This is a genomic window from Prosthecobacter sp., assembly GCF_044227185.1.
GTDB lineage: Bacteria > Verrucomicrobiota > Verrucomicrobiia > Verrucomicrobiales > Verrucomicrobiaceae > Prosthecobacter.
Window position 1 is genome coordinate 16,067 of the sequence record NZ_JBGAFO010000009.1, and the last position, 13,812, is coordinate 29,878.

At 61.9% G+C, this 13,812-nt stretch carries 8 protein-coding genes; 3 read left to right on the forward strand and 5 right to left on the reverse strand.

What is annotated here, in order from left to right; all coding sequences use genetic code 11:
- The first annotated feature begins 55 nt into the window (after positions 1-55).
- Genes ACILSQ_RS20425 through ACILSQ_RS20435 form a run of 3 tightly spaced genes read left to right on the forward strand, consistent with a single transcriptional unit; the run spans position 56 to position 7,439 of the window.
- The gene (locus ACILSQ_RS20425) at positions 56-649 is read left to right on the forward strand and encodes a DUF4159 domain-containing protein (protein WP_395745506.1); all 594 of its coding nucleotides are present in this window, start codon (positions 56-58) and stop codon (positions 647-649) included.
- Positions 633-4,877 (forward strand): HEAT repeat domain-containing protein, encoded by a 4,245-nt coding sequence (locus tag ACILSQ_RS20430; protein WP_395745507.1) that lies wholly within the window; start codon positions 633-635, stop codon positions 4,875-4,877. Before ACILSQ_RS20425 ends, ACILSQ_RS20430 begins: the two co-directional genes overlap by 17 nt.
- A 24-nt stretch (positions 4,878-4,901) precedes the next feature.
- Positions 4,902-7,439, forward strand: a complete 2,538-nt coding sequence (locus ACILSQ_RS20435) for a peptidase MA family metallohydrolase (protein WP_395745508.1) — start codon at positions 4,902-4,904, stop codon at positions 7,437-7,439.
- A gap of 24 nt (positions 7,440-7,463) precedes the next feature.
- On the opposite strand, the gene ACILSQ_RS20440 is transcribed toward ACILSQ_RS20435, so the two are convergent.
- The 5 genes from ACILSQ_RS20440 to ACILSQ_RS20460 form a co-directional block, all read right to left on the reverse strand.
- The gene (locus ACILSQ_RS20440) at positions 7,464-8,201 is read right to left on the reverse strand and encodes a hypothetical protein (RefSeq protein ID WP_395745509.1); all 738 of its coding nucleotides are present in this window, start codon (positions 8,199-8,201) and stop codon (positions 7,464-7,466) included.
- A gap of 39 nt (positions 8,202-8,240) precedes the next feature.
- On the reverse strand, positions 8,241-9,107 hold the full coding sequence (locus tag ACILSQ_RS20445) for an FAD:protein FMN transferase (RefSeq protein WP_395745510.1): 867 nt from the start codon (positions 9,105-9,107) through the stop codon (positions 8,241-8,243).
- Positions 9,104-10,705 carry a flippase activity-associated protein Agl23 gene (locus tag ACILSQ_RS20450; RefSeq protein ID WP_395745511.1) on the reverse strand — a complete coding sequence of 534 codons (1,602 nt, stop codon included), beginning with the start codon at positions 10,703-10,705 and terminating at the stop codon, positions 9,104-9,106. The genes ACILSQ_RS20445 and ACILSQ_RS20450 overlap by 4 nt, the downstream gene beginning before the upstream one ends.
- 106 nt (positions 10,706-10,811) lie before the next feature.
- Positions 10,812-11,309, reverse strand: a complete 498-nt coding sequence (locus tag ACILSQ_RS20455) for a hypothetical protein (RefSeq protein ID WP_395745512.1) — start codon at positions 11,307-11,309, stop codon at positions 10,812-10,814.
- A gap of 43 nt (positions 11,310-11,352) precedes the next feature.
- A complete protein-coding gene (locus tag ACILSQ_RS20460; RefSeq protein WP_395745513.1) occupies positions 11,353-13,806 on the reverse strand; it encodes a spermidine synthase in 2,454 nt (817 codons plus the stop codon).
- Positions 13,807-13,812 lie beyond the last annotated feature (6 nt).

The following is a 13,812-nucleotide window of genomic DNA, read 5'->3' on the forward strand; positions in this document are numbered from 1 at the left end:
AGCGAGGTGTTGGCGGGCATTCGTCATTCTTTTCCTTTTCACCCAGGGGGGGCTCATGGCCAAAGAGGGGGCGATTCAATGCGGGATGCTGATCTATGCGGGGACGAAGACTTCGCGGTGCTTCAGCGATGAGTTTCTGAGCACGGTGCAGCAGAAGACGAGCATCGCCACGGAGCGGCGCTTCAAGTTTGTAAAGATGGGAACGGACGACCTGTTTGCCTTTCCGTTTGTGGTGATGACGGGGGAGGGAGACTTCACGCTGAGCCAGCGGGAGCGGGACAACCTGAAGAAATACCTCAGCAACGGAGGCTTTTTGCTGGCCAGCGCGGGGTGCTCCAACAAAGACTGGGACAACGCCTTCCGCCGCGAGATGAAGAAAGTGATGGCCGACACGCCGATGAAGGGCATCGCGAGCACACACGCCGTCTTTCGCACGGTGTATGAACTGGACAAGATGAAGCTGTCCAAGTCCAGCGGGGAGGCCAAGCTGGAAGGGGTGGAGCACAACGGGCGGCTGGTGGTGGTATACTCGAACCAGGGGCTGAACAACACGGCCAACACCAGCGGCTGCTGCTGCTGCGGGGGGAATGAGATCGGCAACTCGCTGGAAGTGAATGTGAACATCGTCGCGTATGCGCTGCTGCATTAAAATCGGCATCTGGCTGCTGCTTTCGGGCCTGCTGGCGCAGGCTCAGAACGGCCCTGTGCTGGATGCGGGGCCGGAGCGCGTGCGGATCGACCCCAGTGAGCTGAATCCCAAGCTGCGTGCGGCGGCGGCCACGCTGGATGCGCTGCGCGAGGATGAGGTGAAGCCAACGCCGGAGCAGTGGGCGGTGGTGTGCGAAGCCTGCGGCCTGCATGTGGGGCTGAAGGGGTATGCGGCGGCGGCCAAGCCCTTTCCGGCGGAGATCACGGTGGGACTCCTCAGCCATCCGCAGTTTGCCGTGCGCATGGGGGCGCTGGAGATTCTGGAGGAGCGGACGAACCAGGACTCCGCCTTTGATCCGTGGGAGCCTGCAAGTGCGAAAAGCCAGGAGGCACTGCGGCAGTGGCAGGCCTGGGCCACCGGGAAGAAACCGGCGGAGGAACCGAAGGTGGAGGCGGTTTTTGATGAAGCACGGATGCGCGCCTATCTGGTGGACATCGTGGGTGCTGATGTGGGCAAGCAGGAGCGTGCGTTTGAGTCCATGGCGCAGTCCGGGATGAAGGCGGTGGCGTTTCTGGAGCAGTATCTGCATGACACGCCCCAGATCACGGAAGGTGTGCGGGCGAAGGTGAAGCAGGCGCAGTACCGGATCGTGATCGCCGAGTCTCTGCCGAAGGAGGCGCTGCGGATCTCACGCGACCTGGTGTTTGGCACGCGGGACCAAAAGCTGGCGGCAATGCAGCCGCTGCCGCGTTGCCGGAGCAAGGCGGTGCCGGTTCTCGCGGAGTTCCTGGCCCATGAAGACGCCCTGATCCGGGAGGCGGCGATGGATGCGCTGATCCTGGCAGGCGGCGAAACCGTCTATGATCTGGTGCAGGAGCGGCTGAAGGTGGAGACGGATCAAAATGTGATCCATGCCGTGCTGCGGCGCGTGAGCACGAAGTCCAGCCGCGGCGCGGATTTGATCGCGAGCTTCATGACTTCGAAAAACGAGGACCTGCTGGTGGCGGCGCTCAACGCGCTTTCAGACGGCCATTCCAGCGCGGGCAAGGAAGGCGTGATGACGTGCATTTCTGATCCGCGCTGGCGTGTGCGTGTGGCGGCGCTGGAGTATGTGGGAAAGCTGCGCGTCTCCAAAGCCGGAACTGCGGTGACGGACGCCTTCAACGACAAGGATGAGTTTGTACGCTATGCGGCCATGAAGGCGGCGGCAGACATGGGGCTGGAAAATGCGGTGCCGCTGATCATGAAGATGGCGCTGGCGGATGACACGCTGCTCGGCTCCGCCACGAGCGCCATCGTGCGCATGGGGCGGCCGCTGCCGGCGGAACTGGTGAAGGTGCTGCCGGAGAAGTCCGGAGAGGCCCTGCTGGGTGTGCTGCGCGCCTTTGGCAAGCAGGCGGGGCATGATGGGCACCACATTGAATGGTATAAGGTCGCGGAGCCGAGATCGGGCTCGCGCGGAGGAGACAGCGAACGTGATGCGGCGCTGCAGGCGCTGGAGATCGTGCGCACACTTTCCACGCATCGCGATCCGGACGTGCGCAGCATGGCCATTCAATTTCTGGCGGGACTGATGCTGCAGGACGAGGACAAGAAACGGGTGCTGGAAGCCCTGCGACAGGCGGATGTGAACGGCAGGATCGCCATGCTGGAGAGCATGAAGCCGGGTCCGTTTGATTTTCGTGAATCGCTGGTGGACGAGCCTGAGGTGGAGGAGGCCGTGGGCGCGGGGGAGATCAGGGGGCAGGATGTGTTTGCGCAGATCCTGCGGGAGCCGGTGCCGCGCAATGCGGCGCAGGAGGCGGTGTACAAGGCATTTGGCGTCACGCTCGAAGTGTCAGGGACGAAGGCCGCACCGGTGGCGGTGAACCAGGCGTCAGGCACGCCGGGCACACGCGAGTGGCGGCCGATGGAAAAGGAGTTTCATGATCTGCTGCTGGAGTGCATGCTGCAGAAGGAGAGCGCTGAGCTGAAGTTTCAGGCGGCCACACAGCTGGCCTTTGGCGGCCAGCGGCAGGCGGCGCAGGAAATCCTGCGGCTGCTGCCAGAACTGGAGCCGCACCAGCGGGTGCATCTGGCGGGCTTTCTGCAGGAGCAGTCGCGTCTGGCCTCGCAGAAGATCTTCTCCACGCTGCTGCGCCGGCTCCTGCAGGATGAGTCTCCCGAGGTGCGCGTGGATGCGGTGGGTGCGGCCTTGAGAAAAAACACCGGGGCGGAGGTAAAACTGCTGCTGGAGGAGGTGGCGCGGCCGGAGGGACATCTGGAGGCTATGGATGTGTACAACTACAGCCTTTCCAATGCGACTGAGAATGTCTCCGCACGAATGGTGATGCAGACATGGAGCACGGAAATGCTTTCCCAGCCGAAGGCGAAGGAGGAGGCGAAAACGCTGGCGCTGGTGCTGCTGGGAACGATCATCAAGCCGGAAAGCAAGCCGCTGGTGGAGGGGGGGCTGGTGACACCGAACATCTGGCAGCGCCGCGCCGCCTGGCGCGCCCTGCTGCATCTGGACCGTGAGGAGTTTGAAACCAGGGCGGCGCAGGTGGCGGCAGACAGCTCCCCACGCGTGCGTGAAGTGCTGGCGGCGGCCTATCTGAAAACGAACGGCAATGATTACTGGCGCGTGTGGTTTGGCGAGCGTGATTTCGAACAGGAAACGATTCCCTACCGCCAGCGGTCCAGGATCTACTCCATTCCCGAAGGCATCACGCCGCTGCTGGTGAAACTGACCCGGGACAGCGATGCTCAGGTGAAGGTGCAGGCCATGCTGACACTGATGGGACACGGGCAGATGGTGGAGCCGATGATGCTGCGCGAGGCTTTGTCCGGCATCACGGAAGGCGATGACCGGCGGCATTTGCTGGAGCCTTTTTTGGAGAGTTCCTTTCGCGCTCTTTCCCCTCAATACGGTTTCCTGCTGGATCAGGTGGACAAAAAATGGTTCAATGAGGAGCAGTGGACGAGCATGGAGGAGCACCTGGCTCCTGACGCTAAAAACAAGCTGGACTGGGTGCTGCCAAGCTTTGCCAGTCTGGTGAAGGCCGGCAGTTCCGCGCCGACCGCCACGCCCGCACATGCAGGTGGCGCGACGCCCGCGGTGGCGGTGAAATCCGCGCCTGCCAATGCCGCTGCGACTTCGGGTGCGGGTGCGGGTGCGAAAGCCGGGCCGGTGAAGGTGCTGTTTTTCTACAAGCCGGGCTGCAAGGACTGCGAGCGCATCCGTGACATGCTGCGCAGCCTGCATGCGGACCAGCCGCTGGCGCTGGAGGAATTCAACGTGGAGCGCAGCGACGGGGCGGAGCGCAACGAGGCGCTGTGCACCCGGTTCAAGGTGTCTCCGGAGCTGCATCAGGTGACGCCCGCAGTCTTTACGCAGGCGGGCGCGCTGGTCAAAACTGCGGTGACCTTCAATGCGCTGCAGCGCCTGATTGAAAAGACGGCCGAGCAGGCTCCGGATGACTCCTGGTATCGGGTGGCCGATGCGGAGCGCGCCGAGGCGGGTGCGGAGATCGCGCAACGGTTTGATCGTTTCAGCATCGGCTGGGTGGCGCTGGCGGGGCTGCTGGATGGCATCAATCCCTGCGCCTTTGCCACGATCATTTTCTTCCTGAGCTATCTGCGCATCGCACGGCGGAGCCCGCGCGAGATACTGATGGTGGGCGCGGCTTTCATCGCGGCGGTGTTTCTGGCTTATTTCGCGGTGGGGCTGGGATTGAGCCAGGTGGTGGCCAGCCTGGAGGCCTTTGCCTGGGTGCGGACGTGGCTGAACCGCCTGCTGGCGTTTGTGGCGCTGCTGCTGGCCTGGCTGAGTTTCCGTGATGGGCTGCGCGCGTGGCGCGGGCGGCTGGGGGATGCCACGCTGCAGCTTCCTGAGTTTCTGAAGACGCGGATCCGCGGGGTGATCCGCACACAGACGAAGAGCTCGCGCTTCGTCATCGCCGCCTTTGTCAGCGGTATCGTCATCAGCCTGCTGGAGCTGGCCTGCACAGGCCAGGTTTATCTGCCCACCATCATCTATATGATGAAGCAGGGCAGCCTGGGAGCGGTGGGCTATCTGCTGCTCTACAATGTGGCGTTTGTGCTGCCGCTGATGGTGATCTTTGTGCTGGCGTGGCTCGGCATGACGAGCGAGGCGCTGATCGAGTTTCAGAAGAAGCACACGGTGACGGTACGATTTGCGACGGCTTTGCTATTTCTGGCGCTGTGGATCGTTTTGCTGGTGGCGTGAGATTTGCGCCGCACCTTTGTCATCATGATCCGAACGATTGCCTCAGCCGTGTTGTTGTTTGCCGTCTCTTTGCAGGCGCAGCAGATCGACCTCGAAAAAATCTTCGAGGAGAAGAATCTGGGGCCGGTGGGGGAGCTGCTGGCACGGGGCGACTATGAGCTGGTGGCGCGCATTGGTGAGGCGGCGGCGGAGAAGGGGCTGAAGTCGCCTGACTGGCGTATTTTGAGATTTAAGGCGCTGCGGGAGATGGGGCACGTGCAGCAGGCGATGGACGAGTGCGGCAAGGCGCTGGCGCTGTATCCGGGGAACTTTGAAATGCTGATGCTGCGCCATGATCTTGCGCAGATGCTGGGCAGGGCGGACGTAGCGGCGGAGTCGCTGAAGGGCATCAATGAGGCTGCGAAGGCGAAACCCTCCAAGGACCGAACTGCGATGGAGGTGGTGGTGCTGGGACGGGCGGCGCTGGTGCTCAAGGCGGACGCGCAGAAGGTGATCGCGCAATATTTTAAAATCGCTCAGGGCAAAGATGCGAAGCTGGAGGCCGCCTATCTGGCCGAAGGAAACCTGGCGCTGGACAAGGATGATGCGCAGCATGCGGCGGATGTGTTTCGTGCGGGCCTGAAAGCGCATGGTGAAACGGCGGAGCTGCGGCTGGGACTGGCGAGGGCGTTTCAGTCCAGCGACCGGGAGAAGGCGATGGAGAATCTGCAGAAGGCCCTCGAATTAAATCCGCATCTTGCCGCGGCGCATCTGCTGCGCGCGGAGCAGCTCATCGGCGGCGAAAAATTCATCGAGGCGGAGGCGGCGATTCAACTGGTGCTTGATCAGGACGCGCAGAATCCCGTGGCGTGGTCGCTGCGGGCTGTGGTGGCTTATTTGTTCCAGGCGGATGCTGGAAAGATGGAGGATGCACGAGGGCACGCGCTCGAGCGCTGGGCGCGGAATCCGGAGGTGGATCACACGATTGGCCGCTGTCTGTCGCGGGCGTATCGGTTTGCGGAGAGCGCGGGACTGCAGCGGCAGGCGCTGGAGTTTGATCCGAAATATCTGCCGGCGAAGATGCAGCTCTGCCATGATCTGCTGCGGCTGGGTGAAGAGGAGGAGGCGTGGAAGCTCGCGGAGGTGATCCGCAAGGAGGACGGCTACAACATTCAGGCGCACAATCTGGAGAAGCTGGAGAAGGAGATGGGGAAGTATGTGACGCAGAGCTTTGACGACTTCATTTTGAAAATGCCGAAGCGTGACTGGCCGGTCTATGGGGCGCGGGCGCTCGACCTGCTGCGGGATGCGAAGACGGTGCTGGGGGCGAAATACGGGCTGGATTTGAAGCGGCCGGTGCTGGTGGAGTTTTTTGGCGCGCAGCAGGACTTTGCCATCCGCACCTTTGGCGCGCTGGGAGGGCAGGGGATGCTGGGTGTATGCTTTGGCACGGTGGTGACGATGAACAGCCCAGGCAGCCTGGCGCACGGCCGCAACAACTGGGAGAGCACGCTTTGGCATGAGTTCTGCCATGTAATCACACTGACGGTGACGAAGAACCGCATGCCGCGCTGGCTGAGCGAGGGCATCAGCGTGCATGAGGAGAGGCAGCGTGATCCGGCCTGGGGGATGTGGATGGGCGAGAAGTTTCGGGAGATGGTGCTGGATGAGGAAACGCTGACGCCCATGTCACGGCTGAGCGGCGCCTTCATGGGGCCGAAGACGCAGGATCATCTGATGTTTGCGTATTATGAGTCGAGCCAGGCGGTGGAATTTTTGCTGGAGAAGTTCGGCAAGGAGAAGTTCCAGGGCATCCTGCACGATCTGGCCGAGGGGAAGCGGATCAACGATGCGATCGGTGCGAACGTGGGCGGCATTGAGGAGGTGGAGAAGCAGTTTGCGAGTTACATCACAGCGAAAGCGAAGGGATTTGGGGCGAAGGCGGACTGGGAGGAGCCAAAGCCGGAGGAGCTGAATCCCTTTGATGCGGGCTCATTCACCGAGTTTTTGAAGAAGCATCCGAACAACCTGTGGGCTTTGCAGAAAGAGGCGGATGCTCTGATGGAAACCAAGAAGTGGGCGGAAGTGCTGCCGTTGGCTGATAAGCTGATTGAGCTGCTGCCGGAAAACTACGAGGGTGACAGTGGCTACGCCTTGAAAGCACAGGCGCTGCGGCAGATGAAGCGCACGGATGATGAGGCGGCAGTGCTGCGGAAAATCGCGGCGAAATCCTCCAGCGCGCAGAGCGCGTTTCTGCGGCTGATTGAGCTGGATGTGCCGGCGAAGCGCTGGCCGGAGGTGAAGGCGAACGCGCTGCGTTCGATGGCGTTGAATCCGTTTCTGGTGACGCCGCAGAAGGCGCTGGCGGATGCCTGCGTGGCGCTCAAAGAGAATCCTGGGGCGATTGCGGCGTATGAGCGAGTTTTGGTGCTGGATCCCGGTGGCGGGGCGCAGACGCATTTCAAGCTGGCCGAGCTGTTGAAAACGTCTGATGCCACCAAGGCCAAACGTCACTTGCTGGACTCCCTGGCGCTGGCACCGCGCAATCGCGAAGGGCTGGAACTGCTGCGGGAGTGGAAGTGAAGAAACGCTTGATGGTTCAAGGTTTCACCTGGGGGGCTGGCCGTATTTTTCGGGTTTTACTTTTGAAAGAACGACCCCAAGCCAGTGGTGCTGGTCCGGTGGGAGGGTTTTGTCGGCGAAGATTTCTTCGCAATGCTGCAGGACCAGAGGGTGTCCTTTGCAGTTGTTTTCCAGGGACCACATGGCGGCCTCGAAGGTGACTTCCAGGTGGGCCTCCCGCTGGTTCGCGGGGCTGGGATCGGCCTTGTAGCGTTCGAGAGCACCGGTGTATTTGGAGAGGCTCAGGGCTGATACAATGCGGCGGATGGGGGCGGCCTCCCCAGTGGCCATGAAATAGCCCCACAGCATGTCCAGCACGCCGGCATTGTCGGGCGCGATCTCCAAAATGTTTGGAGCCCGCTTCTTCAGATAGACGTCGAGCTTCTGGTTCTTGAACACCTCCCGTGCTTCATCGGTGTCGGAATACCACGCGGCTGCGAGCAGGACGGTGCGCACCTCGTCCTCCTTGCTGCCAAGCTCTTCAATCCATCCGGCGATGCGTTTGGGATTTGCGGCCATGACGCGGCTCAGGAAGCCAATGATGGGCGGCTGCGCCTCTTCCTTCTTCAGCAGGCCTTTTTCCGCCATCGCCTTCACTTGTTTTACGAAGGCGTCCGGTGAAGGGGATTTGTAATAGTAGGTGAGCCAGTCTTCGTGTGACGCCTGCGAAAAACTGAATGGAGTGATGAGGAAGACGAAGAAAATGACAAGGAGCGGTTTCATGGTAAGAGCACGGTCAGTTGGGCATGAGGGTTCGGCGGATCAGGTGTCCATCTCCAGCGCCTCCACTCCGGCATATTTCTGACAAAGAGAATCGATTTCATCCTTTTCCATCACCATGAAGGCGGTGGACAAGGCATCCGAAAGGGCCGCGGTGGGCGCAAGGGCGTAGGTGCGGCGGTTCTTGATGGGGACGGGCTGGAAGATGCGCGGGTTCATAATGTGCGCGCCCTTCACTGCAAAGCCGGAGCCGCTCACGGCGCGGTTGAGCAGCGCGGTTCTTTTTTCGCCGCCGCCCAGCGTGATGGACCACGCGTCCTTGCCGCTCGGTGCACCGATGCCGAGGATGGTGCTGTCTCCGGCATTGAGCACGAAGTTGTTCACCTTCCAGTCCTGCAGCACATCGGCGGCCTGATCCAGCGCGTAGCCCTTGCCCATGGCGCCGAGGTCAAAGATCATGCCGGTGGCGTGCACGGTGACGGTCATGTTTTCCTCATCGAGGTCAAAGCGCTGGCTGCCGATGATCTGGCGCGCCTGCTCCAGCACTTCTTTGCTCACCTGGCGGGGCTCGCCATCGGCGGTGACGAACAGATTCATCAGCGGCCCGATGGTGATGTCAAAGGCGCCGCTGGTTTCCTGATGCATGGCCTTGGCCAGAGAGAGGCAGTCCCAGGCCGCCATGCCCACGCGGATGGATTCGCCCGCCTTGAGCTGCCCGAGGAGGTGGATGTCGCTGGCCGAGCGGAAGCGGCTCAGTTCATCCTCCAGGCGGGCGATTTCCTGAAACGCGGCATGCGCGGCCTGCGCCGCGTAGGTCTCATCGGCATCGGCATGATTGATGATCACGTCGAAGGTGGTGGCCATCGCGTGGCGGGTGAAGCGATGGTGCTGTGGGACGGCCTCGCTCATGGTGAGGCGGCCTTTTTTTGCTCCGTGCGCAGGGAGTGCCGGTCCCAGAGGGATTGTTCGATCCACATCTTGAGCATGACTCCAGGCCGGAGACCGAAGAGATCGTGAGTGGTGTAGTTTTTGCCGGCAAACTTGGACTCCAGGGCGGTCTGCATCTCCGGTTCCGCAATGATGATCCGTGCGTCAATGGTGTCGGGCACGGTGTTGGTGTAATGCACGCTTTTGATGTCGCGCCAGTACCAGGGCAGGGGCCAGCCGGAATCACGATTGATCACGAGGACGTTGAAGGCGTCATCTGGCGCGGTCTTCTGCAGTTCGCGCACCTGGGGCAGGAGCCGCATCAGATTGGTGGAAGTGTGCGAGTAAACGTAGGGATTGCGCGAATCGGCGGCATACAGGTGAATGGCCAGATTGGTCCGCGAGATGAGATAGTACAGGCCGAGGCCGAAGGCGATGTAGAAGGCAAGGCGCAGAAAGCTTCCCTTCAACGAACTGAAAATTGCCGCCGCCCCCACTCCGGCCAGCAGTGTCAGCGCATGCTGGGCGCTGAGGATGGACCATGGCGTCTTGTAGGCGAGGAAGGAGTAGATGGAGAAGAGGACCAGGGTGTAAACTGAAAGGAAGACCAGGAAGGCCTGCCGTGAGGGCTGCTTCATGTGGTTGCCCAAAAAGGCATGCAGCATGCCGATGATGCCGAGGCCGCCGATCATGGCCTCGCTCCATACGAGGCCGTCTTTTCGCCAGAAGATGAGGGTGATGTAGTAGTACCAGGGCTTTTCATGGCCGCTGCCGCCGGAGCGCTCAAAGTAGTGCAGGTAGGTGAGGGCGCTGTCCTTCACTGCCTGCCAGTCTTTGAAACCACCCGAGTAAATGGCGACGCTGGTCACGAGGGCGGTGAGGATGACCCACAGCGCGGGATGGGTGGCGCGGCCCTTGGCGCCTGCACCCGTGTCATAGCCGCTGCGCCGCGGCGCAAAGCCGCCTACGATGACCTTGGTGACGGCATAGCCAGCCAGCGCGGCGACGACATTGATAGCAAAGGTTTCCTTGGTGGCATGCTGCATGCCCAGGCAAAAGCCTGCCAGCACCAGCCACCAGCGCCCGCCGCCCTGTGAATACTGCCACAGCGCGGCGATGCACAGCGTGATGAGCAGCACCAGCGGCACCTCCATGATGAAGTAGCGCGAGTAATAGACCATCATCGGCGAGATGGAAATCAGCAGCATGGCCAAGCCGGTACTGAGACGCCCGAGGGCATCCCGCAGCAGCAGGGTGGAAAGGAGCAGCAGCAGACCACAGACCACCGGCACGGTGCGAAGCTGCGCTTCCGTCCAGGTGGCTGGACCGCCCCAGCCCGCGAGTTTGGACCAGATGCGTGTGAGATAGTGCAGGCCGGGGCCGTGAAAGTCCTTGGGATCGTACTGGAAATGGCCGGTGGTCTGAAACTCGGCGGACTTCATGGCCAGGATGGCCTCATCCGTGTGCATGGGGCGCTCCCCCAGCGAAGGAAAGCGGTAGTAGGCGCCCAGGATGAGAGAGACGAGGGTAAAAATGGCCAGACCGAGCAGACTGAGAGATTTTTTCGGGGGTGGGGGCATCTAGGAATGACGAATGACGAATGACGAATGACGAATGACGAATACGGCGGGGGCGCTGGGATCGAGGACGAGGGAGGGGCGTGCGAGAGAGAGATGATAGGAATGATTAGAGGAGTTCGCGGCGCTCTACCTGCAGGCTTTGCTGGCGGTTGCGGCGCAGATGAAAGCGCTCGCGGGTGGGGGACAGGGTTTCAGTGCCACCATGCTCGATGAGCACAGTGACCTGTTGCGAATGCACAGTCAATTCCAGGAAGCGCAGCAGCGGGGTGCCGCGGGTGCGGAAGAAGCAGTGCAGGGGCACGTGAGGATGCGCGGCGTTCCACAGCCAGCGCGCCGGGGTGAAGCGCTCCTCATCCATCAGCGCGCAGAGGATTTCACGCATGACCATTTCGCCATGACGGCGGGACCATTTCCAGGCTTCGCGGCGGTTCATGAGCTCATTGAACTTGGCCACCAGCGGATTGGCGTGCGCCTGCTCCATCTCCTGGATCAGTTCGCCGGTGTGCACGGCCATTGCGGTGCGGAATTCCTCCCGCGAGATGCGGCCGCTGTCCAGCCAGCGGAAGAGCTGCTGCGGCGTGGGGACTGGGTCGGGGGAAAGCATGGCGGCGGCGCCAAGTTTGGCGCGTTCGCGGCCGTTCGCAAATCTACTGTTGGGCCCCCGCCTTGGATTCTTCCTCCTCCTTGATGTTCTGCGGGATGTTCAGGATGCGCAGGAGGTTGTGATAACGGTCGGTCCAGAGGCGCACGTCATGCTTCAGCTCCGTCTCGTTTCCGAGGAGGTCCGGTGGGTTGGCCTTGAGAAAGGCCTCATTGCGGGTGACGAGGATGTAGTCGGTGGAATCATCGTCACCGTCTGCATCGGTGGCAATGCGGGTGGTTTTGAAACCAGCCTCAGCGGCGATCTTTTCGATCACCGGCGCCAGGATGAGATAGCTGTTGGTGATGTGGACGGCGATGATGCCGTCCGGCTTCATGTGGCGGTCGTAGATGGCAAAGGCTTCACGGGTAAGGAGGTGCACCGGGACCGAGTCGCCGCTGAAGGCGTCGAGCAGGAGCACGTCAAACTGCTGGGACGGCTCGCGTTCCAGCGCCAGGCGGGCATCGGAAATGACGATCTCCACCTTGGCGCCACGCCTTTCTGCGTCGCTGAGATAGTAGAAGTGCTTCTTTGCAATGCGCACCACGTCAGGATTGATGTCGTAAAAGCGGATGGTCTGGCCGCTTTTTGCGTAGCAGGAGACGGTGCCCGCACCCATGCCGACCACACCGATGCGTGCGCCGGGGCGGCCGTCGAGGCTGTCCAGCGCCCGGCCGATGCCCGTGGCGTGGCCATAGTAGCTGGTGGGCTCTTCACGCAGGCCCGGGGTGAGATTCTGCATGCCATGGATGATGCCGCCGTTGGTCAGTTCCAGGGACTTCATGCCGCTGTCGTCGTAGTCCTCGGTCACGGAGAGCATGCCGTAGAAGTTGCGCACCCGTTCAAGCTTCTCTTCATGCCTGAAACCGAAATCCGCCATCAAAAGCAGAACGAAGGTGAACACCAGTCCGAGCATGGTGATGGAAACCAGCGCGGGGCGCATGAAGCCACGGCGGATGATGCGGAAGAGAATGACCACCAGGCAGAGAGCGGTGGTGCCGAGGGCGCCATAAATGGCTGCTTCCGGCGGCGCGTTTTTATTCTCCATTCGCCGCTTAAAGGCCTCCCAGGTGAGGATGCCTGCCGCATGGAGCTTCCAGGCCAGCCAGCCCAGGGAGGCGGTGATGAGGACCACGAGAAGCCACTCCCAAACACGCTTCACCTTCAGCACCGAGCGCAGCAGAACATAGCAGGCCAGCGCCGCCACCAGAATAAGGCTGATCGGCCATTCGGCGAAGGTGGTGAAAAGGTGAGGCGCACCCAGGCTCACAAACAGTCCGCCCAGCGCTCCGCCAAAGGACATGAGCAGATAGAACTCGGTGAGCCGCCGCGGGGCCGGCTTGAGCCGGGTGAGCTCGCCATGGCAGAGCATGCAGGCGACGAACATGGCGCCAAAGGCCCAGCCAAGCTCCCAGATGAAGTTGGGCGCGAGCTTGATGGTGGCCAGGTTGAAAGTGTGGCCGGTGAACTTGGTCATCTTGTTCAGCAACGGCTCTGCTTCATTGTGTGCCCACGTTTCGAACTTCGACCAGAAATCCTGCTTCTGCATGAGGTTCTGCGTGCAGGTGATGAACAGCAGCGGCAGCGCCAGCAGCGCCCAGAGGACGCAGATGCGCGCATACCAGCGCTCATGCTCAAAGCAGATGATGAAGGTGAGCAGGTAAAGGCTCAGCGGCACCACCCAGAGGAAGGGTATCACGGCCACGTCCTGGCAGACGTGGTTCGTGGCCGCGAGCAGCACGCAGCTTGCCAGGGCTGGCAGCAGCACCCAGGCGATGCGGCGCAGCCAGCCGGGATGATCACTGGCCGGCTCGGGTTTCTGGGCCTCGACGGGCCTGGCCTCCTCCTCCAGGGCGTGGTGGCGGTCCAGCCACACGCCAGCGAGGGAGAGCACCACAAACGCGCCAAAGCCCACCGCCCACAGGGTGGTCTGCTCCAGCACATCCCAGTGGACCTCGAAGAAGAGAGGGTAGCTCAGCAGCGCCGCGAGGGAACCGATGTTGGACAACGCATAGAGGCGCCAGGGACTGGCGCCGCCGGTGGTACGGGTAAACCAGACCTGCACCAAGGGGCTGGTGCTGGAGAGCACGAAGTAGGGCATGCCCACGCTGACAAAGAGCAGCAGCAGAATGCGCAGCGCCGGATCCTCAGACCCCGTCGGCTTCCACATCTCACTCGGGGCGATGGGCAGCATGGCGATGGCTGCGCCCAGCAGCAGGCCATGGATGATGCCCTGCCAGCGGCGTGGGAGAAGCGTCAGGGCGTGCGCATAGGCATACCCGGCAAACAGCACCACCTGGAAAAACAGCATGCAGGTGGTCCACACGCCGGGGCTGCCGCCGAACCATGGCAGGATGAACTTGCTGATGATCGGCTGCACCTGAAACAGCAGAAAGGCGCTCAGCAGGCTCAGTGCCGCGAGGATGAGACCGGGAACGGCACGGGAAGGGGTGGCGGACATGGCAGA

Bases quoted from the DNA above. Each gene is read 5' to 3' on its own strand.
- ACILSQ_RS20425 (WP_395745506.1), top strand. From the start codon at position 56: ATGGCCAAAGAGGGGGCGATTCAATGCGGGATGCTGATCTATGCGGGG.
- ACILSQ_RS20430 (WP_395745507.1), top strand. From the start codon at position 633: ATGCGCTGCTGCATTAAAATCGGCATCTGGCTGCTGCTTTCGGGCCTG.
- ACILSQ_RS20435 (WP_395745508.1), top strand. From the start codon at position 4,902: ATGATCCGAACGATTGCCTCAGCCGTGTTGTTGTTTGCCGTCTCTTTG.
- ACILSQ_RS20440 (WP_395745509.1), bottom strand. From the start codon at position 8,201: ATGAAACCGCTCCTTGTCATTTTCTTCGTCTTCCTCATCACTCCATTC.
- ACILSQ_RS20445 (WP_395745510.1), bottom strand. From the start codon at position 9,107: ATGAGCGAGGCCGTCCCACAGCACCATCGCTTCACCCGCCACGCGATG.
- ACILSQ_RS20450 (WP_395745511.1), bottom strand. From the start codon at position 10,705: ATGCCCCCACCCCCGAAAAAATCTCTCAGTCTGCTCGGTCTGGCCATT.
- ACILSQ_RS20455 (WP_395745512.1), bottom strand. From the start codon at position 11,309: ATGCTTTCCCCCGACCCAGTCCCCACGCCGCAGCAGCTCTTCCGCTGG.
- ACILSQ_RS20460 (WP_395745513.1), bottom strand. From the start codon at position 13,806: ATGTCCGCCACCCCTTCCCGTGCCGTTCCCGGTCTCATCCTCGCGGCA.